Source organism: Sporosarcina sp. Marseille-Q4063, assembly GCF_018309085.1.
GTDB lineage: Bacteria > Bacillota > Bacilli > Bacillales_A > Planococcaceae > Sporosarcina.
Genome location: NZ_CP070502.1, coordinates 1,313,079 through 1,338,986, shown reverse-complemented (window position 1 = coordinate 1,338,986; position 25,908 = coordinate 1,313,079). Strand labels below are relative to the sequence as shown.

The window sequence follows — 25,908 nt, the reverse complement described above, 5'->3', positions numbered from 1 at the left end:
ATTGGAGGGCGCATAATGGAGACAATACATATTTATCATACAAATGATATACATAGTCATTTCGAAAATTGGCCGCAAATCAACCGGCTTCTTATTGATAAACGAAAAGAACATGAAGCAGCAGGAGATACATTTTATTTATTTGATATCGGCGACAATGTCGATCGATCACATGCATTTACAGAAGGTACTAAAGGAAAAGGAAATATCCGCCTGCTCAATGAGGCTGGATATGACGCTGTGACTATCGGGAATAATGAAGGCATAACGATGTCCAAAGAAGCTCTGTCTTCGTTATATGATGATGCAGAATTTGATATTATTCTCGGAAACTTAGTGGATCTGGATGGCGAGTTCCCGCATTGGGCAACTGAGTATAAGATATATGTGACTGAAAAAGGAACGAAAATAGGGGTTATCGGTGCGACAGCATTATACACACAGTTTTATGCTACTTTGGGGTGGAAGATACTACCGCCTCGGGAAAAATTAATAGAAATCGCAGAAAAAATTGCATCAAAGACAGATATCCTTATTTGCTTATCGCATATGGGACTCAATGAAGATGAAAAGTTGGCAAAAGAGTGTCCGCTTATTCATGTCATTCTAGGCGCCCATACGCATCATCTCTTCACTGATGGGGAGTTTGTCGGGCATACCCTTCTGGCAGCGACAGGGAAGTATGGGGACTTCACAGGACATGTTACAATCGAGTTTGATGAAGTGACGAAACAAATCGCTAACATGGAGGCGACTTTATATCCTTCTGAAACTTTGCCAGTTAACGAAGATGATGTTCAAAAACTTAATACAATACTCGATCTTGGGAAACAGGCGATGCAAGAAAAACTTTTTTACAATCCAAGTCTGTTAAAGCAAAATCTATTTGCGCCGAGTCCGCTATCTGCTTTTTTCGGTCGTTCTTTGATTGATTATACGAAAGCGGATTGTGCCATGTTTAACGCGGGAATATTTCTCGGAAGCCTTGACAGCGGCTGGGTAACGAAGGAAGATATGCATTCGTTACTGCCACACCCGATAAATGTCTGCGTGATTTCCCTGGAAGGAACAGAGTTGCTAGAAATCCACGAGTTATCGTTGAATGAAGACTGGCCCAAGATAACTGTGAAGGGATTAGGATTCCGCGGCGCACTGATGGGGGCGATGCTTTATGAAAGACTCTATAAAAATAGATACGGACAACTTTTCGCGGGCAATCGCGAAGTTGTGCCAGGCGAGATTTATACACTAGCTACGCTTGATATGTTTACTTTCGGCTTCTTTTTTCCGTCCTTACAATACGCAAAAAAAGACTATTATATGCCCGAACTAATACGGGATATTGCAAGTGACTATGGTCGAAAATATTTCAAAGAATCAAAGGCTCCTCCTGAGCATAATCTATAGCAGGAGGAGTCGTTTTGAGATTTCAAGGACAGGTAGGACGAAAAAAGTTCCGAAGGCCGAAATTGGTGCCGTTGTTAATCCCGGCGATTTTAATTGCCATCGTCTTCTTTTTCTATTTGGTCAATATAAGACTCACACCGACATACGTTTCATATGCTGAAGTTCAAACGCAAAAAATTGCTTCTCACGTCATTAGTCAGGCGATTAGTACGCGAATTGCGAATGTCCTCGATGTGAATGACATCATTGAACATGTCCCAACAGAAACATCAAATATGGTGACGACTAAATTTAATACGCAAATAATAAACAGGGTGTTAGCAGATACGCGAAATCTTGTTGAGATGCATTTGGCTCAAGCAGAATCCGGGAATCTAGATATGTTGCCGCTTACCGACGACATAGAATACGATCCAGAGAAAATGGAAGATCAAGGCGGCGTTGTCTTTTTCGTCCCGATCGGGCAAGCAACGAATATACCGCTTCTTGGGAACTTAGGTCCGAAAATTCCAATCCGATTTCATGTGATCGGGGACGTACAAGCGAATGTATCTGCATCGATTGAAGAGTTCGGCATTAATAATGCGTACATTGAAGTAAATATTTTGCTCAGAGTAAATGTCCAAATAATCGTTCCGCTTGCAACAAAATCTAGCGTAGTTGAACAAAAAATTCCAGTTGCAATTGGATTAGTTCAAGGAGCTGTACCGCATATTTTCAGTTCTGGCCAAGGTACTGGAGCCCCATCGTTCGAAGTTCCAGTTCCACTTCCTGCTGGCGAATAAATAGCGCAGTTGAAAAATAAGGTGAATCATGTTAGTATTAGCTATAGAAAAAAATATCGATAGGGTAGAGGCTGCATTGCTTAAGAGTAACTCACGCGAGAAAGACATTCGAAGACCGTGTGTGAAAGGAAGCTTTGCCGAAGTTTAAGCGGTTAGTCAAGCCGATTAAGCTGGGGTCATTCCGAATAGGGATGACACTGTCATACTGCGAATGCGCGTATGATGAGCTACAGATCGTGCGTTTGATAATCAATGATTTATCCAACACAACGATAGCGTAGATAAAGCCGGTTCCTGATGCATGTAATATGCGAATGGACCGGCTTTTTATTTTCCTAAATACCTCACCTGACGAAATGGAGGAAATAAAGAATGATTGGAACATGGTTGTCTATTTTACCGCCGATAATTGCCATACTCATGGTGCTGGCGACGAGAAGGGTTTTGCTGTCACTCGGTGCGGGGATTGTTGCTGCCGCATTATTAGCCGCATCCTTTTCACCGGTGGAATCGTTACAAAATCTATGGAGTGCGATGATCGTCTCCTTTTGGGAGGAAGGCGCTTTAAATACATATACTATTTATATTATGTTATTTATCCTTCTGTTAGGCGTTATTACTGCATTTGTTAGTTTGTCAGGTGGAAGCCGGGCATTTGCCGAATGGGCATTGCATCGGATTAAAACAAAACGAGGCGCAAAACTGCTCACAGTTTTCCTAGGAATTATTATATTTGTTGACGATTACTTCAATTCACTTGCAGTTGGTCAAATCGCTCGACCGATAACTGATCAGCATAAAATTTCACGTGCGAAACTTGCTTATTTCATTGATTCAACATCAGCACCCATTTGTGTTGTTTCACCGATATCTAGCTGGGGAGCTTATTTGATTGGACAACTTGCATTGATTTTCGGCGGCGCTGCTGCGATTAGCTATTCGCCGTTGTCGGCATTTATCATGATGGCACCGATGAATTTTTATGTCATTACAACTCTTGCCATCGTATTCTTCTTCGCTTGGACGGACATTGATTTATTTGAAATGAAAAGACATGAAAAGTTAGCGACTGAAAAAGGACAATTATACAGCCCTGATAAAGAAATCCCAGGACAGTTGAAAGAAGATTTTCCAGTGCATGCTCATGGCCGTGTGAGAGACCTTGTCGCGCCGATTGTTGCGTTAGTCGGGGTAACACTTCTAATGATGGTGTGGACTGGCTACTCGGCAAGCATTGCTGATGGATTGGAAATTAGTATTTGGTCGATATTTGAAAATACGGATGTTCCATTATCCTTGGTTACAGGTGGTTTAGCGGGCACAATCTTAGCGGGTAGTTTGTACTTGTTGAAAATGAAACAAAACGAAACAGCAAGTTATCCTCTTATGGGGCGTGCACTTGTTAGCGGATTAAAATCTATGTTGCCAGCAGTTTTCATCTTAATCTTTGCATGGGCATTAACTGATTTAATCGCGCTGTTAGAAACAGGCGTGTATTTGTCTACTGTTGTGACGAACGCCAATCTTCCTGTCGCATTTTTACCTGTCATCATGTTTATCCTTGCGGGTTTAATGGCCTTCTCAACAGGGACTTCATGGGGGTCATTCGGTATTCTCATTCCGATTGCTGCTCAAATTATGATTGATGCGGCACCTGAAATGTTATTGCCTGCCTTAGCTGCGGTTCTTGCGGGAGCAGTTTTCGGTGATCATAGTTCACCGATATCTGATACAACCATCCTTTCATCTACGGGTGCTGGATGTAACCATATGGATCATGTTGCGACGCAACTGCCTTATGCTTTAATTAGTGCTTCGATTGCATGTATTGGCTATTTAGTCTTAGGTTTCACAGGCACGATTTGGATCGGCTTACTAGCTGTAATTATTATATTAATAATTCTATTTACGGTGTTGATCCTACGGAATAATAAGCAGGAAATCGCGTCAACTAACTAACAATCTAAATAAAGAAGTGATGACACTTGTCATCACTTCTTTATTTTTTTCATAGTATTAATGGAGTAAAATGTATTTTGACAATTATCAGATAGGCAGTTATACTAATCTAGAAGACTATGATTAAATCTTCAGAAAAGAGTATTTTGCAATTTTATTGTAAAAATATTGGGGGAGGAACAAGTATGAAACAAAGATCACAGTGGGGCACACGAGCGGGCTTTATAATGGCCGCGGTCGGTTCCGCAGTAGGACTAGGCAACATCTGGCGTTTCCCGTATGTAGCGTACGAGAACGGCGGCGGCGCATTCTTTATACCATATTTATTCGCTTTACTTACTGCAGGAATTCCGATTTTGATAATGGAGTTCACCATCGGACATAAGTACCGCGGATCTGCACCACTTTCTTTTTTCCGAATGGGAGGAAAAAGAGCAGAATGGATAGGTTGGTGGGGAATTTTCGTCTCATTCGTCATCTCGACCTATTACGCTGTAATCATTGCATGGGCGATGAAGTACACAGTGTATTCGTTTAATCTTACATGGGGCACAGATACAGAAAGTTTCCTATTTGGGGATGTCCTGAAATTAGCAGAAACTCCCGGTGATGTCGGTGGATATGTGCCGGGCGTACTATTACCGCTTCTGCTGGTTTGGGCAATTGCATTTATTATTTTGTTAGCAGGTGTCAAAAGAGGCATTGAATTAGCGAACCGGATATTTATCCCGACGCTAGTCGTGGTATTTTTACTTGTCGTTATTCGGGCAGTTACACTTGACGGAGCAATGCTCGGGCTAGATGCATTTTTCAAACCGGATTTAAGTAAGTTAGCCAATCCGACCGTTTGGGTCGCGGCATACGGGCATATATTCTTCAGTTTATCGATTGCCTTCGCCATCATGATCACGTATTCAAGTTATCTTCCAAAAAAGTCGGATATAACAAACAACGCATTTATTACCGGGTTTGCCAACTCTGGATTTGAACTTTTAGCTGGAATTGGTATTTTCGCGGCACTTGGGTTTATGGCTACGCAAGCTAACGTCGCGGTATCTGAAGTGGCGTCAGCTGGGGTTGGGTTGGCCTTCGTTGTTTTCCCGCAAATCATTAATGAGATGCCGGGCATGAACGGATTATTTGGAGCACTGTTCTTCTTGTCTCTTGTCTTGGCTGGGTTAACTTCACTAATATCGATATCAGAAACGTATATTGCTGGAATCGCCGATAAATTTAATATTTCAAGAAATAAATCTGTTATCTTCACGGTTGGTATAGCCGCCATTATTTCTACATTGTTTGCAACACGCGGCGGATTATTCTTCCTAGATGTAGCCGATTATTTCATCAACCAGTTTGGTGTAGCGGCAATTGGACTTGTTGAAGTGGTACTTATCGCGTGGGCATTCAGAAAACTTGATGTATTCGAGAAACATGCAAATGCATTATCAGACATTCAAATTCGTTCTTGGTGGAAAATTTGTTTAGGTATTGTTACGCCGTTAGTGCTAGGTTATATGATGTTCGGTTTAATACGTACAAACGTGATGAAACTGCATGACCTAGGTGGCGGGGTCGTAGGTAACTATGAAGGATATAGCGATACATTTATCTTGTATGGCGGATGGTCAGTTGCTTTGTTCGCACTGGTAATGGGAATTATATTCACATTGTTCAAGTGGAAAAAGAACACGATTGAAGAAACCGATTATGAAGAAACGAAGGAGGATTCATTATGAGTGGTGGAGCAATATTAATGGCAGTCGTCGGAATCCTCATAATCTGGGGAGGATTAGCGGCAAGTATCGTGAATGCAGTGGTTAAATCAAGAGCTAGTAAATAATATAGAAAGTGCCCAACATACCGGGCACTTTCTTTTTTATAGTGATTTTTAAGAACTCTAGGTGGTTGTTCAGATAATGTAAATGTGATACATTAAAAATAGTCAATTAAATGCGCTAATTATGTGAATCCTTCACCTAGATTGGAAAGAATGGAGTCGGTTAACGTGTCATGTAGACCAGAACGTGGAAAAAAGTCGGAACATTTAAGAAAACCAGAATGGCTTAATATTAAATTAAACACGAATGAAAACTACAGAGGACTTAAGAAGTTAATGCGGGAACAAAATTTAAATACGGTTTGTGAAGAAGCCCGCTGTCCGAATATCCATGAATGTTGGGGAGAGCGTCGTACCGCAACTTTCATGATTCTAGGGGCAACCTGTACGCGAGCTTGCCGTTTCTGTGCAGTAAATACAGGACTACCCAATGAACTTGACCTTGCTGAACCAGAACGTGTTGCCGATTCAGTACAGCTTATGAATTTAAAACATGTTGTTGTTACAGCTGTTGCGCGTGATGATCAAAAAGACGGCGGGTCAGCTGTTTTCGCGGAAACAATTCGTGCGATTCGCAGAAAAAATCCATTTACAACAGTAGAAGTACTACCTTCTGATATGGGTGGCGTTTATGAAAATCTAGAACGTCTAATGGATGCTAAACCAGACATTTTAAACCATAATATTGAAACGGTTCGCCGTTTAACGCCGAGAGTTCGCGCTCGTGCAACGTATGATCGTTCACTTGAATTACTTCGTCGCGCAAATGAAATGTATCCAGATATTCCAACGAAATCGTCGTTAATGCTGGGCCTTGGTGAAACGCATGAAGAAATTCTAGAGACAATGGATGATCTAAGAGCCAACAATGTGGACATCATGACGATTGGTCAATACTTACAACCAACGAAAAAACATTTAGTTGTTCAAAAATATTATACACCACAAGAGTTTGGCGAATTAAGAAAAATTGCAATGTCCAAAGGGTTCTCGCACTGTGAAGCTGGGCCGCTCGTTCGTTCAAGTTACCATGCAGATGAACAGGTAAACGCAGCTGCCAAAGAAAGACAGCGTTTAGGTGAAGAGAAACTTGAAAAAGCACTGCAAAGTTGAGTGGCGGTGAAAAGATAAATGATAACACTTGAAAATTGGGAATACGAAATCATCAAAGATTTCCGAGATGGTTTTCAAGAAGAGGCGTTGCTAGCACGTTATAGTGAAGTGTTGCAAAAATATGATTATATACTCGGTGATTGGGGATACGGACAACTTCGTTTAAAAGGTTTTTTTGATGACAGGAATCAGAAAGCCACATATGAAACGAAGATCAGTACCTTACAAGATTATCTTTATGAGTATTGTAATTTTGGGTGTGCTCACTTTGTCTTGAAAAAAGTAGGCAAAGTTAAAAAAGTATAATCAACAAGGAAGGGGCCCATGTAAAGATCTCCTGCGATCAATACAAGGGCTTTCTTTTTTTTATGTCCGCATATGGTAGAATGAAAAAGGATATAGTATTTACTTGAGAGGGGTAAACAAATGTATTTTATTGATCGAAATCAAATTGAAAATGCACTAGCCCATATGGAAAAATTATTGACGCTTTACAATGAAGAGAAAGAGTGGACGACCGATTTAATTCATTCTCTCGCAGTGGCTCGACTTAGTCATGTTATTATCGAATCAGTTATCGATGTCGGTAACTCAATGATTGATGGATTCATCATGCGTGATCCAGGCGGTTATGATGACATTATCGACATCATGGAAGATGAAAAAGTAATTACGCCTGAAATGTCCAATCCATTAAAATTAGTCATTGGACTTCGCAAGATGATTGTCAGAGATTTTACGAATGTGAGCCCAGAAACCATCGTTGAAGTATTAAACCAATCAATGGAGGCGCTTATTGCATTTCCAGAAAAAGTTCGTCGCTATCTTGAACATGAACTTGGACCAGTATCTGCATTTTTGCCTTCTGAGGAGGACCAATGAAAAACTATAACGTATATTGTCTTGACTTAGACGGCACTGTCTATCATGGAACAGAACCAATTCCCGAAGCGGTGTCTTTCATCTCAGACCTACAATCACAAGGCATCGAACCTTATTACATAACAAATAACTCAACGGCAACGCCAGAACAAGTTATAGAAAAGCTTGCCTCTTTTGGCATCAAAACATATGTAGATAAAATTATGTCTTCTGCACTCGTATCAGCAAAGTATTGCAAAGAACACTATGACGGGGCCACCGTTCAGATTATGGGTGAAAAAGGATTGCACGATGCATTAGTTTCAGAAGGATTTACATTTGTAACGGAAAATCCGGATATTGTCGTCGTGGGACTAGACCGCGAAGTAAGTTATTCAAAGTTTACCGAAATTGCTTTGGCAATTCGTTCAGGTGCCAAGTTTATCGCGACCAATGGAGATAAAGCAATCCCTACGGAAAGAGGTTTGTTACCTGGAGCGGGATCACTCGTCAAACTTCTGGAATTTACAACAGGTGTAAAGCCTGTTATCCTCGGAAAACCAGAGTCGCATATGTTGGCTTTTATTAAAAGTGAAAACGGGTATAGTAAAGAAGAAATGGTGATGGTGGGCGATAATTATGACACGGATATTCTTTCTGGGATTCGATACGGGATCGACACGATTTACGTTGAGGGCGGCGTTACATCGAAGGAAGAGATTTTAAGTCAAGCCGAAAAACCGACCCATTTGCTAAGAACGCTTGCAGATTGGCAACTATAAAAAAACTTTCCGTGTACGAACACGGAAAGTTAATAAATTTGGATGAACTTTAGCCCTTCTAAAAAAGCGGATTATCTTCTATGAATTGATAAATGCGCTCTGTCAGTTCCTCAGATGTATCGGCTTCTACAATTTCACCATTGACCAAAGCATAAAGTGATTCAGCGCATATTGTACAGTAGCTTAAACAACCATATTCGAGAACATCAAGGTTGGGATCTAGCTCTAGTTTTTCTAAAGTTTTATGTGAACCGTTTGCAAGATTACTCATGCAAAATTCGACTATTGGATTCACGGAGATCACCTCACTATTAGGAATCCTACTACTTTATGATGCATCCGTCAATTTCTCAGCCTTATTGTGAAACATGTCACAAACTGATATAATCAAATACGAGAAACCAACGGAAATTGAGTTACAAAGGAGAAAATTATGAGAAAACTTGTCTTATTAGGTGCCGGATACGGGAATATGCGTATTTTACTGCGTCTATTAACGAAGGATTTACCAAGTGATATTGAAATAACTCTTGTCGATCGTACGCCTTTTCATAGTCTGAAAACGGAATTTTATGCACTTGCGGCGGGAACAGTATCGGATTCAGTTGTACGTGTTCCGTTACCTGTTCACGACCAGCTAAAAGTCGTTGGGGGCGAAATTATCGAGATTTCTCCTGATGAAAAAAGTGTTTATTTAGATGATGGACAAATCATAACATACGATGAATTAGTTATCGGCCTTGGCTGTATGGATAATTATCATGATGTGCCAGGCGCGGCGGAAAATACATATAGCATTCAAACAATTGGGAAGTCGCGAATAACCTATGAGAAATTATTGGGCTTAGGTGGAGGAGCAACTGTTGGTATCGTCGGAGCTGGATTGAGCGGAATAGAACTCGCGAGTGAACTTCGTGAAAGCAGACCCGATTTAAAGATTAAGTTGTTTGATCGCAGTCCACGAATATTAAGAGATTTTCCAGAACGATTAAGTAATTACGTAAAAGGTTGGTTTGATGAGCATAACGTTGACGTTGTTGCTGAATCAAATATTACTCAAGTAGGTCCAGATGTATTGTATAATCACGAAGAAACAATTCCAGTGGATGCAGTCGTTTGGACAGCTGGAATTCGTCCGGTTACGCCAGTACAAAATATTGATACTGAAAAAGGTGATTCTGGTCGCCTAGTGTTAAATAAATACCACCAGTTACCGACTTATAATGATGTTTACGTCGCAGGAGATTGCGCGGCGCTACCTTACGCACCAAGTGCGCAAGTTGCAGAGGAACAAGCGGAGCAAATTGTAAAAGTCTTGCGCCATGTGTGGAATGAAGAACCGCTTCCTGAAAAAATGCCTGAAATCAAGTTAAAAGGTTTCCTAGGTTCATTGGGTAAAAAGCAGGGCTTCGCCTACCTCGCAGACCGCACAGTAACAGGCCGCATCGCACGTCTACTAAAATCGGGCGTGCTTTGGATGTATAAAAGACATAATGGTTAACAAAAGTAGAATGAACAACAAGTATGGATGGGATTATCTCAACAAGTCCCACTCCATACTTTTTTTTTGTTACTTATAATGTTGAAACACTTTACTTGAACAATCCATAATTCAAGAAGTATTTAGTATATGAACCATTGATTTGCGTTTCGGGCGGCGCATTCCTGTGGGCGGACGGCGAGCCTCCTCGGTCGCCTGCGGGGTCTCGCCTGTTCCGCTGATTCCGCGGGAGTCGCCGCCCTACACTCCAATCAACTCATTTCACTGTATATAGAATGTTATTCAGTGCCCACTTTAGAATGTGAATAATCATATGCACTTATTGCGTCTGATAAAAAATTAGATACACTATCTTTTAAGAACACTAATTTAAAAATTGTTAGTAACTAAATCTAGCTAGATAGTTCCAACTTAAGAAACGTCAACAAATTATCAAGTATCATATCTCTGATAGACTTTAATTGGAAACTTACTAATTATCCAAGACCTAGAAACTAGCACACTCTAACAAATGAAACGCCAGAATAAATTAGCCTAGGTGATTTACCCACTTCAAGTTACTGCAATTGTATAAAGAAAGAATCTTATATATCACTACACACTGATTTAGTGCGCAGTCGTGAGACTCCCGCGGAATTAGCGAGACAGAAAAGACCCTGGACTGAGCGTAGCGAGGGAAGCGGCAGGGAAAGATTGAACTTTATCTTTCCGCTTCCGCGCTCGCCCGCAGGAAAGCGAACGACGGTGCAATAAATCATAATCAAGATAGTAGCAACTTTAACCACATTTATTCAAAACTCCCAGTTACAACCTATCTCGCAGACTAGAAGACTTTTTCAGTAGCACACAAAAAGTAAGCCCAATGACTTTCTTAATTACCAGCCTCAAATCCAAACTTTTCAAGCGCATTAAAAACAGGCTTCAATTGGATATGGCCTTCGCCGATCATTTCATCGTTGATCATCACAAGTGGATAAAAATATTCGTCATTGCGAACTTTCTCTGCAATTTCATTTTGACGCGCATTCTCAATTGTAGAATCAATATCGATATACTCGATGTTGATTGTTTGTTCCGGATATTTTCGACCAATCGCTGCCTCCAACCATTCATGCGTATCCTTAGCGGACGGGGCATTGACACAGCTCGCGCAGATTACATCTGCACCATAAACTTCGATGACTACATTATTATTTTTCAATAAAATGACTCCTTTCGAATTCAAAGATGGATTTTTTCTGCTTTCCAGTTTATAATGATTATTATAAGGAAAGGGGACGAAATCAAATGACTGATGCAGCATTAACAGAACCAGTACAAGAAGTTCTAAATAAATTACGCCCATTTCTTCTTCGCGACGGAGGAGACTGTGAGCTAGTCGATGTTGAGAATGGTATCGTAAAACTTCGACTTCTCGGTGCTTGCGGCACATGCCCAAGCTCTACAATTACACTGAAAGCGGGCATTGAGCGCGCACTTCTTGAAGAAGTTCCAGGTGTAGTAGAAGTAGAACAAGTATTTTAATTTGATTCGAGATTCCATCAAAAAGGCCTGATATGGGCCTTTTTTTTGGTTGTCAAAATGTTTACATTAGTAACGCTCCAACCTCATTATAACTTAACCGACAGTAAAAACGAGTATTTTTGATTGCATAGAATGCCAAAAGATTGCTACAATAGATGTAAAGGATAGGGAAGGTGAACGTAAATGACTCAATTAGTCGAACTATCAGAAGCGGCAGCATACCGCGTTAAAGAAATGATGCGTCATAATGGGGAAGAAGGTTCATACCTCCGTGTTGCTATTAACGGCGGTGGGTGTAGCGGACTCACTTATGGTTTAGGTTTTGAAAAAGAATTGACCGAAAAAGATCAGTTATTGACGCAGCATGACATCGAAATGATTGTTGCAAATGACGACGTAGACATATTAAAAGGTACACAAATTGATTACAAAGAATCCCTTATGGGGGGCGGATTTACGATTAATAATCCAAACGCCATATTATCATGCGGTTGCGGAACTTCATTCAGAACGGCAACAAAGGTCGGAGCACCGGCTGATTGTTAAAACAATTATGCCTCGGCATCATTAAATCCGAAGCGGAATACTAATAAGTCACCCTCCTAAAACACCAATTAGGAGGGTCCGTTTTTGCCTTCCTTTCAAAACTACTACTTATTCAGTATTTTCAAACCTTTCCTAATTCAACTATAGTATTGAAATACCCTCCCAAAAGGGCTAATATAGGAGAGAGTAAGTTTGTTGAATTTATAACGGCAACTCGGAATGAGTAAATTTATTGCGGAATTATTGTTAGTTCCGCCTATTTCACCTGTTCTGAGTAAAATAAAAAATTAAAAGGTGGTTCGATCTTCGTGAAAAGACCGACAATATTAGTGTTAGGTGCAGGTTACGGCGGCTTATCAACAGTTGTTAATTTACAAAAATCTTTGGGAGCCAATGCAGCTAACATTGTGCTTATTAATAAAAATGATTATCACTATGAATCTACTTGGTTGCATGAAGCATCTGCGGGGACACTATCTCCTGAACAAGTGCGTTATGATATCAAAGATGTTATTGCAACTCATGTTGATTTTGTTCAAGCAACCGTTGAGGCAATCGATGTTAAAGGAAAAGTAGTAACGACAAATGTCGGTACACATACATACGATTACCTCGTTATTTCACTCGGTTTCGAAGGCGAAACATTCGGTATTCCAGGACTTGATAAACACGCTTTATCGATTGCTAACGTTAAAGCAGCTCGTCATATCCGTGAACATATTGAATATCAATTCGCGACTTGGTCACTAGACACAGAGAAAGATGATAGCCGTCTAACGATTATTGTCGGTGGTGCTGGATTCACGGGAATCGAATTCTTGGGTGAACTTGGTAATCGAGTGCCCGAGCTTTGTAAAGAGTATGATGTTCCTTATGATAAAGTACGCGTACTTTGCGTTGAAGCAGCGCCAATGGTTCTTCCAGGATTCGACGATGACCTTGTCAAGTATGCAGTTAGCCAACTTGAATCAAAAGGCATCGAGTTTTCAATCGGAACGCCAGTTGTGGAAGCGACTGAAGAAGGCGTGAAAATCAAAACAGGCGATGATGAGTTTGAATTCATCAAAGCAGGTACAGTTGTATGGGCTGCAGGCGTACGCGGTAACCGTCTAATCGAAGAAACGGGTATTGAAAATATGCGTGCACGTGTCAAAGTAGACAAAGATCTTCGCGCACCGGGTTATTCTGACGTATTTATCGTAGGAGACTGCGCACTTATGATCAACGAAGAAATCAACCGTCCTTATCCGCCAACTGCACAAATTGCGATGCAACAAGGAGATATGTGTGCCAACAATATTATTGCACTTTTAAAAGGACAACCAACAGAAGATTTTACACCGGATATTAAAGGTGCTATTTGTTCACTTGGAAGTGACGATGCGATTGGTGTCGCATTTGGCAAGAAATTGACGGGTAAAAAGGCTTCATTCATGAAGAAAGTGGTTGATAATCGCTCGCTATTCCTCATTGGCGGCGTCGGTTTAACACTTAAAAAAGGTAAATTTAACTTATTATAATAAAAAGTTTGCAAGCATCTATGTGGGTTTTACTTGACATAGATGCTTTTTTTGTTGCAAGGAAGTAAGGGCTAAACGCGCACACAGCCCTAATTGTAAATCTGACAAATTATCGAACTAGTGACGTTCTGTTGAATGCTTCCATCAATTCATGTAAAATAATGAATGGAAAATGGAGGTTAACTTAATGACTCATATGAATGCTTTAGCAATTGCAGCAGCCTCGCCACAGGGGTCGATTTCACTTGTTCATGTTGTCTTATCCGTACTTATTTTTATCGTTATCTTTTTTGGTATCGGATTTTTATTGAATATGTTACTTCGAATGACATGGCTAATGGCGATTATTTATCCGATTATCGTTATTCTAATCATTGATGAAGTGAAAATATACGAATATATAACGAAACCAGTGTATGCATTTAAACTTTTGGGTGTGAAATTTATGGCACTTCAAACAGCAGACATTATCATACTCGCAAGTGGTCTTGTCGGTGCAATTATCTCAGGATTTGTCATGAAATTACTCCGAAAGCAAGGGTATCAAATGTTTTAATTCGTACAAAATAAAACGAGGTTAAGCAAATAATTGCTTAACCTCGTTTTTTAATATATCAAACAAAATAAGTGTAAATGATAATCGAAATTAAAACCCCTGTGACAGCACCAGCGAAAACTTCACTTGGCTTATGTCCAAGCAATGTTTTTAATTCCTGAATTTTTTGTTCCCCATCTTTTTTCTGCCAGCCTTTCGCTTCTTGTACAAAAGTTTGGAAGTCAACACGCATTTGGTTAATAATGATTGCTTGTTGTCCGGCCTGAAAACGAATTCCAGTTGCATCAAACATCACGATGACCGCGAAAATTGCCGAAACTGCAAATAATGGCGAATCAATCCCCGTTTCATAAGCAATTGCCGTTGTTAGTGATGTTACCGCGGCAGAATGAGAGCTTGGCATCCCGCCAGTAGAAGTCATAAGTTTCCAGTCAAGTTTTCGTGTGATTAAAAATTTTATGGGAATTTTAATTAGCTGCGCAAAAATAATGCCGAATAATGCCGCAAGAAGCGGAATGTTATTGAAAATAGCCATTTGAATTTACATCTCTTTTCTAAAAAATAATATCGCTAGTATACCACATAAACCAGAACTACAGTAATCATAAAAATGAGAATGTTCATTTCATAGAAATGGAATTATAGTCTATAATGAAAATTGACAGAAAAACTAGGGGGATTCTAATGGAAATTAAACTAATCGAACAAGACTTTAACAAAATCGAAACCGAAGTACTTATAATTGGTGTACCCGAACATCCGGAAAATACACTTGGATGGGATGAATTCGTTGCATCCTACAACACCCGCTTGCCTGAATGGTTAAAGTCAGGTGATGTGAAAACGGATTATAAACAAGTTATGAAAATGCCTGCACTAAACGATGGCGGATATAAACGGATTTTGTTTATCGGACTTGGATCAAAAAATAAACTAACTGAAGATCGCCTGCGGACAGTGTTTTCGACAATCGGTAAAGAAATCTCAAGCATGAAAGCTTCCTCGGTTGCAATTTGGCCGACTCCTTTTACAAACGAAAAAATAACGAACGAAGATATTGCCTATATTGCCGCAGAAGGACTTGGACTTGGTATGTACAAGTTTGCTGACTATAAAACAGATTCCAATGAACGCGACGTTTCACTAGAAACAATTTCATTTTTATCCGATTCAAATCAAGACGAGTTAAAGGCAGCTTTTGAAGTAGGAAGCGTACATGCTGATGCGGTAAATGAGGCAAGAACACTTGTGAATATGCCGCCGAATATGTTGACAGCGACTGAAATGGCAAACCATGCTCGCCGTCTTGCGGAAAAATATGACTTCGAAATTGAAGTGCTAGGTAAAAAAGAAATGGAAGAGCAGGGAATGGGCGCGATTCTTGCGGTAAATAAAGGATCAGTTGAAGAGCCTCAACTCATTGTTCTAAAATATGCTGCAACCGATACATGGGAAGACGTCGTCGGTCTCGTCGGAAAAGGGATTACCTATGACACCGGCGGTTATTCGCTGAAGCCACGAGATGGCATGGTTGGCATGAAAGGCGATATGGGAGGAGCGGCTGCTGTTCTCGGCGCGATGCAAATCATCGGGGAAACACGTCCCGAAAAAAATGTCATAGCAGTCATTGCGTCTACCGATAATATGGTGTCCGGCGATGCATTTAAACCAGATGATGTTATCACATCATTAAGCGGGAAAACGATTGAAGTATTAAATACGGATGCGGAAGGCCGTCTAGTTCTAGCAGATGCGGTTACCTATGCTAAACAATCTGGTGCAGACTATCTAATCGACGTAGCGACGCTCACAGGCGGCGTTATCGTGGCATTAGGTATGGACAAGACAGGAGCCCTTACAAACGATGAGGCGTTCTTTGAAGAGTTTATGCACGCAGCAACAGAAACGGGTGAATTTGTCTGGAGGCTCCCGTTGACTGAAAGCGACAAGAAACGTCTGCGCAAAAGCGAAGTTGCTGATTTAAATAATTCGCCGGGGCGCGACGGACATGCGATTTTCGGCGGGGGATTCGTCGGAGAATTCGTCGGTGACACGCCGTGGATTCATTTGGATATCGCAGGTACATCGGGTACAGATGCAGCGCATGACCTCGGACCAAAAGGCGCTACAGGTGTAATGGTTCGTACGCTTGCGACTGTTGTCGAGCGAATGGCGACTTCTAACTTCGAAAGCTGATAGGCATTTGTCAGCCTCCCCACTAATCGGTAAGAATAGGATAAGTGAGAAGGGGGAGGTATATTGACTAGAAGATTTCATGATCATCGCAGATTTGACCGTAGATTTGATCGCAGACATGACCGCAGATTTGATTTTGATGGATTTGGTGGACCTTTTATTGGTGGATTAGCTGGTGGTCTCTTAGGGGGCTTATTGTTTGATGGATTCGACGGAGGCTATCCACCTTACTATCGTTACCCATATGCCCCGTATCCATATCCGTACTATGGTTATCCGCCATATGGCTATTATCGACCGTTTTAATAATTTAAAAACGCCTAGAAACCGTTCTCCGGTTTCCAGGCGTTTTTAGTTTACTTTTTATTCGCTTGTTCCTTTTTTGCCTGTTCAACAACTTCTGCAAGATCATCGCCTACTGTAAGCTCCGTCGGTTTCACCCCGGAAACATAAGCAGCTCTACTCATCAAATGGCCACCGATTGGCGCAGTGATGAATAAAAAGAGAATTCCAAGGAGTATTTTTACACTAAAATGACCTTCATTCAACCAAAAGTGAAAGAATACGCCAACAAGTATACTTAATACACCTAATGTAGCGCTCTTAGAAGCCGCATGAGCACGTGTGTACACATCGGGAAGACGTATGACACCGATTACCGTGACAACCGTGAAAATTAGGCCTACGAGGATCGTAATGATGATTAATGTATTAGCTATTACGGTCACGTTCGATTATCTCTCCTTTCTCGATGAATTTGGAGAAACTAACAGTTCCGATAAAGGACAAGACCGCAAGCAGTAAAATCACATCAAGAAACAGTTCTGTCTCAAATAATACGGATAATAAGGCTGTTGCTGAGATAAACATAACGCCAATTGCATCCAATGCAACTAACCGATCTGGAACTGAAGGACCCCGAAAGATACGATATAGAAGGCCGACCATCGATATAATGACAATCAGCAATGATATCCAAATAAATGCTGTCATGGGCGGCTCACCTCCTTAATCGCTTTTTCAAATGAATTTTTAATCGAGTAAATTGCATCGTCAACATCATCTGCATCAATCGCATGAACATACAACACTCTTTGGTCATCAGAAACATGTACAACAATAGTTCCCGGTGTTAACGTAATTAGACTTGAAAGTAATGTAATTTCCCAGTCATGTTCTAGTTCTGTCGGCAGTGCAAAAATTCTAGGATTTATATTCAATTTTGGACGAATGACTAATAGTAGAACTGAAATGTTGGATAGCGTTAACTCTTTTATGAAAAGGATTGTTAGCTTAATCGCTGCCCAAACTCGATCAATATAAAGTCGTTCAGAAAAAAATCTTCTCATCACAAGCAGGAGGATAAACCCAATTAAATAGCCGATGACGAATGTGGTAGCCGTCGCCGATGAGCTTAAGAACATCCAGACAATTGCGATGAAAAAGTTCAACAGTATTTGGAAAGCCATCGTCATCTACTCCTTTAACACCGCGTCAATATAAATAGACGGGTTTAATAATACATCCGCGGCATCTGTCATATAGGGAACGAGCCACTCTGATCCGACACCATAAGCGATAGATAAGACGACCAACAAAACTGCAGGAATCATCATTTTTTGATAGGATCCACTTTTTGTTGCCGGTACTTCCACAGGCTTACCCCAAAATGCGTAGATGAAAATCCGCATGACAGATAATAATACAATTAAACTAGAAGCAAGAATGATAATACTACCCCAAACGTTTCCGGCATCAAATGCGCCTTTAACAATAAGAAGCTTCGCCACAAATCCGCTTAGTGGGGGAATCCCCGCAAGTCCCAATGCAGCAATAAAATACATCCAGCCCAAAGAAGGATAGGTTTTCATTAATCCGCCCATTTTTCGTAAATTCGATGTTCCGGTAATTGCAATGATGATGCCGATTAGAAGAAACAAAGCGCCTTTGATGATCATGTCATGTACTAAATAAAACATAGCGCCTGCCATACCAGCTTTATTCATTTGGGCTACACCGAACAAAATGACGCCAACAGTGATGACAATGTTGTAAATCATAATTTGTTTCAAGTCAAAATAAGCCAAAGCGCCAATACATCCAGCAACGATTGTAATGAGTGACAATACTAACAGCAACTCATGTGTAATTGCAATATCGTGAATAAAGAACAGTGTATATGTACGCGTAATTGCATAAATACCGACCTTTGTAAGCAATGCACCGAAAAGTGTTAACACCGGCATTGGCGGTGCCGCATAAGAGCCTGGCAACCAAAAGTAAAGTGGAAACAATGCCCCTTTAATACCGAAAACGAGTAGAAATAAAATCGCGATTACGGTAACAATACCAGGTTGCCCAATCTCTGAAATCTTCACCGCAATATCGGCCATATTTACCGTACCGACTACAGAGTATAATAACGCGATCGTGACAACGAATAATGCAGATGAAATAACATTCACGAGTACGTATTTAATGGATTCACGTAGTTGCTTTTTTTCGCCGCCAAGTACAATGAGCACATAAGAAGCAATCAGTAATACTTCAAAGAAAACGAACATATTGAAAATATCACCAGTCGTGAATGCACCATTAACCCCTGTTAACATAAAAAGAATCGATGGATAGTAATAGAATTTTTCTCTTTCCGTACCAATCGCCGTGAAACTGTATATAACGACGAAAAACGTTATTAAAATTGAAGTTGTTACAAGTAATACTGAAATCATATCTGAAACCATCGTAATGCCGAATGGCGCAGGCCAACTACCAAGCGTTAACGCCTGAACGCCATCTGACTTTACTTTTGCCAGCAGCATAAGTGCTGCGATGAAACTAATAGCTAAACCAATTACAGTGACAACCCTTTGCATTCGGACATTCTCTCTAAAAAAGAGTAAAACAATCGCGAAGAAAAACGGCAAAATGATTGGGAATAATAAAAGATTAATCATGTTCGTCATTTCCCTTCATAAGATTCATGTTATCAGTATTATGTTCGGTATACGTTCGATAAAATAACACGAGCATAAACGCCGTGACACCGAAGCTGATAACAATCGCAGTCAAAATAAGCGCTTGCGGTAGGGGATCCACTAAATCAGTTACGCCCTCCACCAAAACAGGAGGGGCCGAGCCACCTAAACCACCCATTGTTAATATTAATAAATGAGCACCGTGACTAAGAAGACCTGTTCCAAGGATTATTCGCAATAAGCTTCTTGATAAGATTAAGTACACGGCAGCCATAAATAAGATGCCAATTACAATCGACATTACAAATTCCATTACGAATCTCCTCCAATCGCTTGAATCATCGTAATCGTCGATCCGACAACAACCAAGTAAACACCAGCGTCAAAAATCATTGCTGTATGAAGTGATGAGACTCCGAAAAGCGGTAAAGCAAAATCATCAAATGCATGTGTGAAGAACGGGACGTCAAACAAAATTGAACCGGCCGCTGTTCCGAGAGCTAAGAGTAAACCAATCGCCACAACAATCATGAAATCAAACGGCAATGCTTTTTGGACGGTTTTCAAATCGAAAGCAAGCAGCAACAGAACGATTGCCGCCGTTGTAAGAAGTCCTCCAACGAAGCCGCCACCCGGAGCAAAATGTCCGGCAAAGAAAATATGAACCGAAAAAAGAAATATGATAAAGGCCACAACCTTGGTTGCGGTTTGCAATATGACATCATTTGCTTTCATCAGAATTCTCCTTTCTCGACAATCTTAAACGAATCATGCTATAAACACCGATTCCCGCAATTGCTAATACGGCAATTTCAAACAACGTATCAAAACCACGGTAATCCACAAGAATGACGTTCACGATATTTCCACCAGCAGCTTCTGTAAACACTGTATCTTTATAATATTGAGAGATAGATGGAATCATCTTTTGCGAATGTGCAGATAACGCAACTAGTGTAATCATAACGCCAACCGCAGCCGCAATGATGAAGTTACCGAGACGAAACTTCATGGTTTCCCCATGTCTTTTTAGCCCAGGTAAATGATGAAATGCCAACAAGAACAATGCAACTGAAACTGTTTCAATGACAAGTTGCGTCAACGCAAGATCCGGTGCTTTATAAATAACAAAGAACAAAGCGACAGAATAACCAACTGCACCCAGCGCAATAATCGCCGCCAATCGCGTCTTGGCGAATAAGACCATACAAACTGCAATAACAAGAATGATTGCAGTCATCAAGCCATACGCGTTTAACGGTGCGAAACTATCCATATCAACAACAAATGCGTTTTGTATAAATAAGCTCGCGGTTGTAAGTAGGACAATGAACGAAAACATGTAAATCAAATATGTACGAATTAGCCCCGTCATATAAAAACGTGATAATCGGTTCATTCCAACTTCACCGAAAGTAAGTAATGAGTCATACAATGCATTCAATGAAAAATATTGAGGTTGTATATCGTATAACTTTTGCCATCTCGCCATCGTTAAGAACAGAACCAAACCGAGTCCAATGACACCTAACGTCATAAGCAGTTCTGGCGACCAAAAGCCGTGCCAAGCTGAAACTTGAATGCCGACTTCATCGGGATGCGTAAACAAATCCGATTGCGTCGCAACAACAGCAGGGTTGACGAATGCCTTTCCAATTAAGTTCGGAATGAAGAAAATAACGACAACAACAGCAGCAAGAAGGACCGGCGAAATGAGCATTCCCAATGATGCTTCTTTCGGCTGAATCGGGAGTGGTTCGGGTTTCTTCTTGCCAGTAAACGTTTTGAAAACGAAATAAAAACTATAGACAAATGTAAAGACGCTTGCAATCCATGCAAGTATCGGGAATATCATGCCCCATGTTGCAAAGTTGAACAATTCGAATTCAGGCAGTGCAATCATCGATTTCAAGAATAGTTCCTTACTTAGAAAACCGCCAAACGGTGGAAGACCAGCCATCGACATAGACCCGATAAAGGCCACTGTGAAACTGATCGGCATAATACTCATTAAACCGCCAAGTTTGCGTATATCACGCGTTCCTGTTTGGTGATCAACGATTCCCGCAACCATGAAAAGACTCCCTTTAAACATCGCATGGTTTATTAAGTGGAAAATCGCAGCGAAAGCGGCAAACTTGAATAATGCGGCATTCGCACCTTCAACATGATAAGAAACCGCACCTGCACCAAGCAGAGACATGATTAAACCAAGTTGACTGACTGTCGAGAAAGCTAGAATTGCCTTTAAATCCGTCTGCTTTACAGCAAAAAACGAACCCCAGAAAAGGGTGAGCAAACCAATGCCAGTAACAAGCCATATCCAAACTTCAGATGCCGCAAAGACCGGGGTAAACCGCGCAACAAGATACAGACCAGCTTTGACCATGGTTGCAGAGTGAAGGTAGGCACTTACAGGAGTAGGTGCTTCCATCGCGTCTGGCAACCAGATATAAAATGGGAATTGAGCTGATTTTGTAAACGCTCCGAGCAATACTAAAACGAGGGCTAATATGAAATACTCATGCTCAAAAATTGCAGCAGAATTTGCAATAAGTTCCCGAATTGAGTAAGTATCTCCCATGATTGAGAGAAGTACAAATCCCCCAAGCAACATCAGTCCACCAAAAATCGTGATTAGCATAGACTTCAATGCGCCAAAGCGTGATCGATCTCTTGTATACCAATATCCAATAAGTAAAAACGAAGAAATTGAGGTCAATTCCCAAAATAAATACAGTGTAATGACATGATCAGACTGAACAATGCCCAGCATTGCAGTCATAAACATCAATAAATAAACATAAAAGTTATTCAACTTCTCTCGATTTTTGTCGAGATAAAAGATTGAATAAAGCACGACAAGAGCCCCAATACCAGTTATAAGAAGGGAGAACAGAAGACTAAGCCCATCAATATAGGAGACAAACGAAATGTCGAGCGAAGGAATCCACGGTATTTCAGAAATAGCCACTTTTCCATTCATAGTCGTTTTTAGAAAACTTAAGTAGTAAATGAACAAAACGACCGGGACGAGAAGAACGAACCATCCTGTATGTATAGATTTCAGCTTTTTAAAAAGAATCGGAACGAAAACGGCAGCCAGCAATGGCAGAAAAATTAATAATACGAATTCCAATGAAATCCTCCTCCAAAATGAATAAAACATAATTCAAAGCATTGTTAAAAGTATAACGTAATTTACCTTGATTTGCATCGGTGACTCGCAAGATTCCTATAAGCTGACGACTGTCTTCTTATATGTATGGACACGAAAGAATTTTTCGTTTTACTGTATATGTTGTGTGATAGCACAATTTAACCATTAGTTTTGGCGGCGAGAGAATCTTCAAAATCCTGCCCGGGCTTTCGTTTAGCCAGAAAAAGGAAAGTAAACCCAACGAGAAATAGTGATGAGGTAACAATGAATACGGAAGAGATGCCGATAAACCCACTCACGATACCACCAAACATCGGGCCTATAATATTACCAAGGAATCTAAAGCTCGTATTGTAACCCATCATTTCTCCTTGAATATTGACAGGCGCATCCCGTCTGATTAGGGCAGTCGTAATTGGTATCATTCCGCCAACTGCAATCCCGAACAATAAACGACAAATAATGAGTTGCCATAGTGCCGTTACAAATGCTTGGGGGATGACAAATAAGAAGGATAGAAGTAGAAGAATCGACAAGACTTTCTCATAGCCAATATCATCGCCAAGCCGGCCCCAAAATCTCGCAAATAATAAATTTCCAAGTCCTGCGGCGCTAAATGTGATACCAGCAAGAAAAGCAACGTCCTTCGCATTCGTTAATTCAGCAACATAAAGCGACAATAGAGGTTGGATACTAAAGTTTGCAATTTGAATAATCGTCGTGACCATCATGACGTTTAACATGAGTCGATGACGAAAAATCCCGCCTAAAATTGCTTTCCGCGTATAAATAATTGCACGTTTACTTTTTACTCTAATCTGTTCTTTAATCCCGAATAAGACGATAATTGTCGCAGTCGTAATTGATATTGCGGTAATGATAAATGTGTATTGAAAGCCGAAAGCATCTGCTAACAGTCCACCGAACATGGGACCGAAAAGCATCCCCGAAACACTTCCCATTTGCAAAGTTCCTAGCATTTTTCCTGCTTCTTTACGTGCTGTTTGGGATGAAATAAACGCCAAGGAGGTAGGGATAAATCCAGTAACAATTCCCATCAAAAGCCTTAAAATAAAAAAGGTTTCAACAGTCTGCACGAAACTCATTAAAAAGATCGATGTGGCAAGTCCAAGGCCATTGATTATTAATATTGGCTTAAAACCGTGCTTATCCGCTATTCTTCCCCAAATAGGCGACATAATAAAGGCAGTTATAAATGTCGCACCGAAAATGAGACCGGACCATTTTTGAACGTAGGCAGCCGAATGATCGCCGAACGTGTCGATATATAAGGAAAGGAATGGCATAATCATCGTAGTTGTTCCAGCAACGAGAAAATTACATACCCACATAATGATAAAGTTTCTTTTTAGTACATCCATGAAAATAAACCTTCTTTCGTCGTCCTACTCTTTTTTTAGTATAAAACACTTCGAAACCCGAAGAAAGCAACGCGCTTTATTTATCGAAATTTGAAAGTGAATATGGTAGAGTGAATATGGTGATGGCTAATGAGAAAAATTCCTTTACTTCTATTAACGGTATTGTTACTTTTCGCCCTTTCTGCATGCGGTAAAGGAACGAATAAGGAACAATCGAAAGAAGTCGATGGTGTAAATGATTCAAAAGAAAAAGTAGTCGGCTATCCGCAATTAGCGACAGAAGTGGCGGATAATGAAGAAGTTGTTGTCATGAACACAACCCTTGGTCCGATTAAGATCAAACTCTTTCCAGACATTGCGCCAAAAACGGTTGAAAACTTCTTGACACATGCAAAGGAAGGCTATTATGAAGGTGTTATATTTCACCGAGTAATGGACGAGTTCATGATTCAAGGCGGTGATCCGACCGGAACAGGTGCGGGCGGGGAAAGTATTTACGGAGATTCATTCGAAGATGAATTTTCAGATTCAGTATTTCATTTCCGCGGGGCGCTTGCCATGGCAAACGCCGGACCGAACACGAACGGAAGTCAGTTTTTCATCGTACAAAAAACTGAAGTAGAGGAAGCTGCACTTGATCAGGAAAAACCTTTAGTTTATTCTGATGAAATTCGCGAAGCCTATGAAAATATGGGCGGCACACCGCATCTCGATCATTCCCACACAGTATTTGGTCAAGTGATTGAAGGAATGGACACAGTAGATAAAATTGCAAAAGCAGAAGCAAGGGAAACACGACCGATTGAAGATATTAAAATTGAATCAATCGAAATTCTTACGGAAAAATAGGAGGCAATAACAATGTATCCACAGTTAACAAACGAAGTTGCGGCAAACGAGGCACTTGTAGTAATGAACACGACACTCGGCCCGATTAAAATTAAATTATTTCCAGAAGTTGCACCAAAAACAGTTGAAAACTTTTTAACACATGCTGAAAACGGCTATTATAACGGTATTATTTTTCACCGTGTTATTGAGGATTTCATGATTCAAGGCGGAGACCCAACAGGCACAGGCATGGGCGGAGAAAGTATTTGGGGCGACACATTTGAAGACGAATTCTCGACTAAAGTATTCAACTTGCGCGGGGCTCTTTCGATGGCAAACGCTGGACCGGGCACAAACGGCAGCCAATTCTTCATCGTTCAAGCATCAGAATTACCAGGCGGAACTACAAAACAATTAAAAGACGCAGGCTTCCCTGAAGAAATTGTTGAAGCATACGACAAACTAGGCGGCACACCGCATTTAGATCATAGACATACAGTCTTCGGCCATGTTATTGAAGGAATGGATGTTATTGATACAATTGCAAAAGTAAAAAAAGGTCGACAAGATAAGCCGGTTGAAGACATTTCAATTGAATCAATCGAAATCCTTCAAAAGTAATTCAGACATGTGAAATAAATTAAGTAAGGAAGTGTACGTAAATGAACGCTCTATTAATGCCGTTCCTTTACTTTCCACAAGATAAAGCAGAATATATACCTGCCGCAATTTCATTTGTATTTTTTATGATTCTATTAGTCCTTACCTTCAATTGGATTCGTCGAAATTCCAAGAAACAGGAAGAAGAGACGAAAGAACTTGAAGAAAGAATACTACGTGAACGTCGCGCAGAAAACGAAGCAAAAAAAAATGAGAACCTTCAAAATTGAAGGTTCTCATTTTTATTATTTCACGTCTAGCTCCAGGCGCCAGCCCCTCGAGTCGCTTCAGTCTTGAAGCAAAAGGC

Annotated in this window: 30 protein-coding genes and 1 riboswitch; of the genes, 19 read left to right on the top strand and 11 right to left on the bottom strand. The window is 40.6% G+C overall.

The window, feature by feature from the left end:
• Positions 1-15 precede the first annotated feature (15 nt).
• The 9 genes from JSQ81_RS06920 to JSQ81_RS06880 all read left to right on the top strand — a co-directional run bounded on the left by JSQ81_RS06920 (position 16) and on the right by JSQ81_RS06880 (position 8,747).
• Positions 16-1,407: a bifunctional metallophosphatase/5'-nucleotidase gene (locus JSQ81_RS06920; protein ID WP_249336663.1), complete on the top strand. Its 1,392-nt coding sequence runs from the start codon at positions 16-18 to the stop codon at positions 1,405-1,407.
• Positions 1,408-1,421: 14 nt separating this feature from the next.
• Positions 1,422-2,192 carry a sporulation protein YunB gene (gene yunB / locus JSQ81_RS06915; protein WP_212606939.1) on the top strand — a complete coding sequence of 257 codons (771 nt, stop codon included), beginning with the start codon at positions 1,422-1,424 and terminating at the stop codon, positions 2,190-2,192.
• A gap of 57 nt (positions 2,193-2,249) precedes the next feature.
• Positions 2,250-2,430, top strand: a riboswitch (Lysine riboswitch).
• Positions 2,431-2,564: 134 nt separating this feature from the next.
• On the top strand, positions 2,565-4,151 hold the full coding sequence (locus JSQ81_RS06910; RefSeq protein ID WP_212606938.1) for a Na+/H+ antiporter NhaC family protein: 1,587 nt from the start codon (positions 2,565-2,567) through the stop codon (positions 4,149-4,151).
• A gap of 185 nt (positions 4,152-4,336) precedes the next feature.
• Positions 4,337-5,890: a sodium-dependent transporter gene (locus tag JSQ81_RS06905; protein ID WP_212606937.1), complete on the top strand. Its 1,554-nt coding sequence runs from the start codon at positions 4,337-4,339 to the stop codon at positions 5,888-5,890.
• Positions 5,887-5,994, top strand: coding sequence for a MetS family NSS transporter small subunit (locus tag JSQ81_RS06900; RefSeq protein ID WP_212606936.1), 108 nt, complete (start codon positions 5,887-5,889; stop codon positions 5,992-5,994). The genes JSQ81_RS06905 and JSQ81_RS06900 overlap by 4 nt, the downstream gene beginning before the upstream one ends.
• Positions 5,995-6,144: 150 nt before the next feature.
• Entirely contained in the window at positions 6,145-7,104 is a 960-nt protein-coding gene (gene lipA, locus JSQ81_RS06895) for a lipoyl synthase (protein ID WP_212606935.1), read from the top strand.
• Between the two features lie 18 nt (positions 7,105-7,122).
• Entirely contained in the window at positions 7,123-7,410 is a 288-nt protein-coding gene (locus JSQ81_RS06890) for a YutD family protein (RefSeq protein ID WP_212606934.1), read from the top strand.
• 120 nt (positions 7,411-7,530) lie between these two features.
• Positions 7,531-7,986 carry a DUF86 domain-containing protein gene (locus JSQ81_RS06885; RefSeq protein ID WP_212606933.1) on the top strand — a complete coding sequence of 152 codons (456 nt, stop codon included), beginning with the start codon at positions 7,531-7,533 and terminating at the stop codon, positions 7,984-7,986.
• A complete protein-coding gene (locus tag JSQ81_RS06880; RefSeq protein ID WP_212606932.1) occupies positions 7,983-8,747 on the top strand; it encodes a TIGR01457 family HAD-type hydrolase in 765 nt (254 codons plus the stop codon). Before JSQ81_RS06885 ends, JSQ81_RS06880 begins: the two co-directional genes overlap by 4 nt.
• A 58-nt stretch (positions 8,748-8,805) precedes the next feature.
• Here the strand turns inward: JSQ81_RS06880 and JSQ81_RS06875 are convergent, their stop codons facing one another.
• On the bottom strand, positions 8,806-9,042 hold the full coding sequence (locus JSQ81_RS06875) for a YuzB family protein (RefSeq protein WP_172373122.1): 237 nt from the start codon (positions 9,040-9,042) through the stop codon (positions 8,806-8,808).
• Between the two features lie 138 nt (positions 9,043-9,180).
• Between JSQ81_RS06875 and JSQ81_RS06870 the strand changes: the two genes are divergently transcribed.
• Complete coding sequence (locus JSQ81_RS06870; RefSeq protein WP_212606931.1) at positions 9,181-10,248, top strand: NAD(P)/FAD-dependent oxidoreductase; 1,068 nt, start codon at positions 9,181-9,183, stop codon at positions 10,246-10,248.
• An 871-nt stretch (positions 10,249-11,119) separates the two neighbouring features.
• Here JSQ81_RS06870 and JSQ81_RS06865 read toward each other — a convergent pair.
• Entirely contained in the window at positions 11,120-11,449 is a 330-nt protein-coding gene (locus JSQ81_RS06865) for a YuzD family protein (RefSeq protein WP_249336662.1), read from the bottom strand.
• Positions 11,450-11,535: 86 nt separating this feature from the next.
• On the opposite strand from JSQ81_RS06865, the gene JSQ81_RS06860 reads away from it, so the two are divergent.
• From JSQ81_RS06860 to JSQ81_RS06845, 4 genes are all read left to right on the top strand, one after another.
• Positions 11,536-11,772 carry a NifU family protein gene (locus JSQ81_RS06860; RefSeq protein WP_172373129.1) on the top strand — a complete coding sequence of 79 codons (237 nt, stop codon included), beginning with the start codon at positions 11,536-11,538 and terminating at the stop codon, positions 11,770-11,772.
• 183 nt (positions 11,773-11,955) lie between these two features.
• Complete coding sequence (locus tag JSQ81_RS06855) at positions 11,956-12,318, top strand: HesB/IscA family protein (RefSeq protein ID WP_212606929.1); 363 nt, start codon at positions 11,956-11,958, stop codon at positions 12,316-12,318.
• A gap of 308 nt (positions 12,319-12,626) precedes the next feature.
• A complete protein-coding gene (locus tag JSQ81_RS06850) occupies positions 12,627-13,838 on the top strand; it encodes an NAD(P)/FAD-dependent oxidoreductase (protein ID WP_212606928.1) in 1,212 nt (403 codons plus the stop codon).
• A gap of 196 nt (positions 13,839-14,034) precedes the next feature.
• On the top strand, positions 14,035-14,394 hold the full coding sequence (locus JSQ81_RS06845; RefSeq protein WP_212607581.1) for a YuiB family protein: 360 nt from the start codon (positions 14,035-14,037) through the stop codon (positions 14,392-14,394).
• A 58-nt stretch (positions 14,395-14,452) separates the two neighbouring features.
• Here the strand turns inward: JSQ81_RS06845 and JSQ81_RS06840 are convergent, their stop codons facing one another.
• Complete coding sequence (locus JSQ81_RS06840) at positions 14,453-14,929, bottom strand: divergent PAP2 family protein (RefSeq protein ID WP_212606927.1); 477 nt, start codon at positions 14,927-14,929, stop codon at positions 14,453-14,455.
• Positions 14,930-15,078: 149 nt separating this feature from the next.
• Between JSQ81_RS06840 and JSQ81_RS06835 the strand changes: the two genes are divergently transcribed.
• Both JSQ81_RS06835 and JSQ81_RS06830 read left to right on the top strand, forming a co-directional pair.
• Positions 15,079-16,590: a leucyl aminopeptidase gene (locus tag JSQ81_RS06835; protein ID WP_212606926.1), complete on the top strand. Its 1,512-nt coding sequence runs from the start codon at positions 15,079-15,081 to the stop codon at positions 16,588-16,590.
• A gap of 63 nt (positions 16,591-16,653) precedes the next feature.
• Positions 16,654-16,896 (top strand): hypothetical protein, encoded by a 243-nt coding sequence (locus JSQ81_RS06830; RefSeq protein ID WP_371812518.1) that lies wholly within the window; start codon positions 16,654-16,656, stop codon positions 16,894-16,896.
• Between the two features lie 50 nt (positions 16,897-16,946).
• On the opposite strand, the gene mnhG is transcribed toward JSQ81_RS06830, so the two are convergent.
• From mnhG to JSQ81_RS06790, 8 genes are all read right to left on the bottom strand, one after another.
• Positions 16,947-17,318 carry a monovalent cation/H(+) antiporter subunit G gene (mnhG, locus tag JSQ81_RS06825; RefSeq protein ID WP_212606925.1) on the bottom strand — a complete coding sequence of 124 codons (372 nt, stop codon included), beginning with the start codon at positions 17,316-17,318 and terminating at the stop codon, positions 16,947-16,949.
• A complete protein-coding gene (locus JSQ81_RS06820; protein ID WP_212606924.1) occupies positions 17,302-17,583 on the bottom strand; it encodes a Na(+)/H(+) antiporter subunit F1 in 282 nt (93 codons plus the stop codon). Before JSQ81_RS06820 ends, mnhG begins: the two co-directional genes overlap by 17 nt.
• Positions 17,580-18,059 (bottom strand): Na+/H+ antiporter subunit E, encoded by a 480-nt coding sequence (locus JSQ81_RS06815; RefSeq protein ID WP_212606923.1) that lies wholly within the window; start codon positions 18,057-18,059, stop codon positions 17,580-17,582. Before JSQ81_RS06815 ends, JSQ81_RS06820 begins: the two co-directional genes overlap by 4 nt.
• A 6-nt stretch (positions 18,060-18,065) precedes the next feature.
• Positions 18,066-19,547, bottom strand: a complete 1,482-nt coding sequence (locus JSQ81_RS06810) for a Na+/H+ antiporter subunit D (RefSeq protein ID WP_212606922.1) — start codon at positions 19,545-19,547, stop codon at positions 18,066-18,068.
• The gene (locus JSQ81_RS06805; protein ID WP_212606921.1) at positions 19,540-19,881 is read right to left on the bottom strand and encodes a Na(+)/H(+) antiporter subunit C; all 342 of its coding nucleotides are present in this window, start codon (positions 19,879-19,881) and stop codon (positions 19,540-19,542) included. The genes JSQ81_RS06810 and JSQ81_RS06805 overlap by 8 nt, the downstream gene beginning before the upstream one ends.
• Positions 19,881-20,303 (bottom strand): Na(+)/H(+) antiporter subunit B, encoded by a 423-nt coding sequence (locus tag JSQ81_RS06800; RefSeq protein WP_212606920.1) that lies wholly within the window; start codon positions 20,301-20,303, stop codon positions 19,881-19,883. Before JSQ81_RS06800 ends, JSQ81_RS06805 begins: the two co-directional genes overlap by 1 nt.
• Positions 20,290-22,707, bottom strand: coding sequence for a Na+/H+ antiporter subunit A (locus JSQ81_RS06795; RefSeq protein ID WP_305849481.1), 2,418 nt, complete (start codon positions 22,705-22,707; stop codon positions 20,290-20,292). The genes JSQ81_RS06800 and JSQ81_RS06795 overlap by 14 nt, the downstream gene beginning before the upstream one ends.
• Before the next feature lie 179 nt (positions 22,708-22,886).
• Positions 22,887-24,110, bottom strand: a complete 1,224-nt coding sequence (locus tag JSQ81_RS06790; RefSeq protein ID WP_212606919.1) for an MFS transporter — start codon at positions 24,108-24,110, stop codon at positions 22,887-22,889.
• A 129-nt stretch (positions 24,111-24,239) separates the two neighbouring features.
• On the opposite strand from JSQ81_RS06790, the gene JSQ81_RS06785 reads away from it, so the two are divergent.
• The 3 genes from JSQ81_RS06785 to JSQ81_RS06775 are packed head-to-tail and all read left to right on the top strand — an operon-like array spanning position 24,240 to position 25,831.
• Positions 24,240-24,959 carry a peptidylprolyl isomerase gene (locus tag JSQ81_RS06785; protein ID WP_212606918.1) on the top strand — a complete coding sequence of 240 codons (720 nt, stop codon included), beginning with the start codon at positions 24,240-24,242 and terminating at the stop codon, positions 24,957-24,959.
• Positions 24,960-24,971: 12 nt separating this feature from the next.
• Positions 24,972-25,562 (top strand): peptidylprolyl isomerase, encoded by a 591-nt coding sequence (locus JSQ81_RS06780; protein WP_212606917.1) that lies wholly within the window; start codon positions 24,972-24,974, stop codon positions 25,560-25,562.
• Positions 25,563-25,603: 41 nt separating this feature from the next.
• The gene (locus JSQ81_RS06775) at positions 25,604-25,831 is read left to right on the top strand and encodes a hypothetical protein (RefSeq protein ID WP_212606916.1); all 228 of its coding nucleotides are present in this window, start codon (positions 25,604-25,606) and stop codon (positions 25,829-25,831) included.
• Positions 25,832-25,908: the final 77 nt, after the last annotated feature.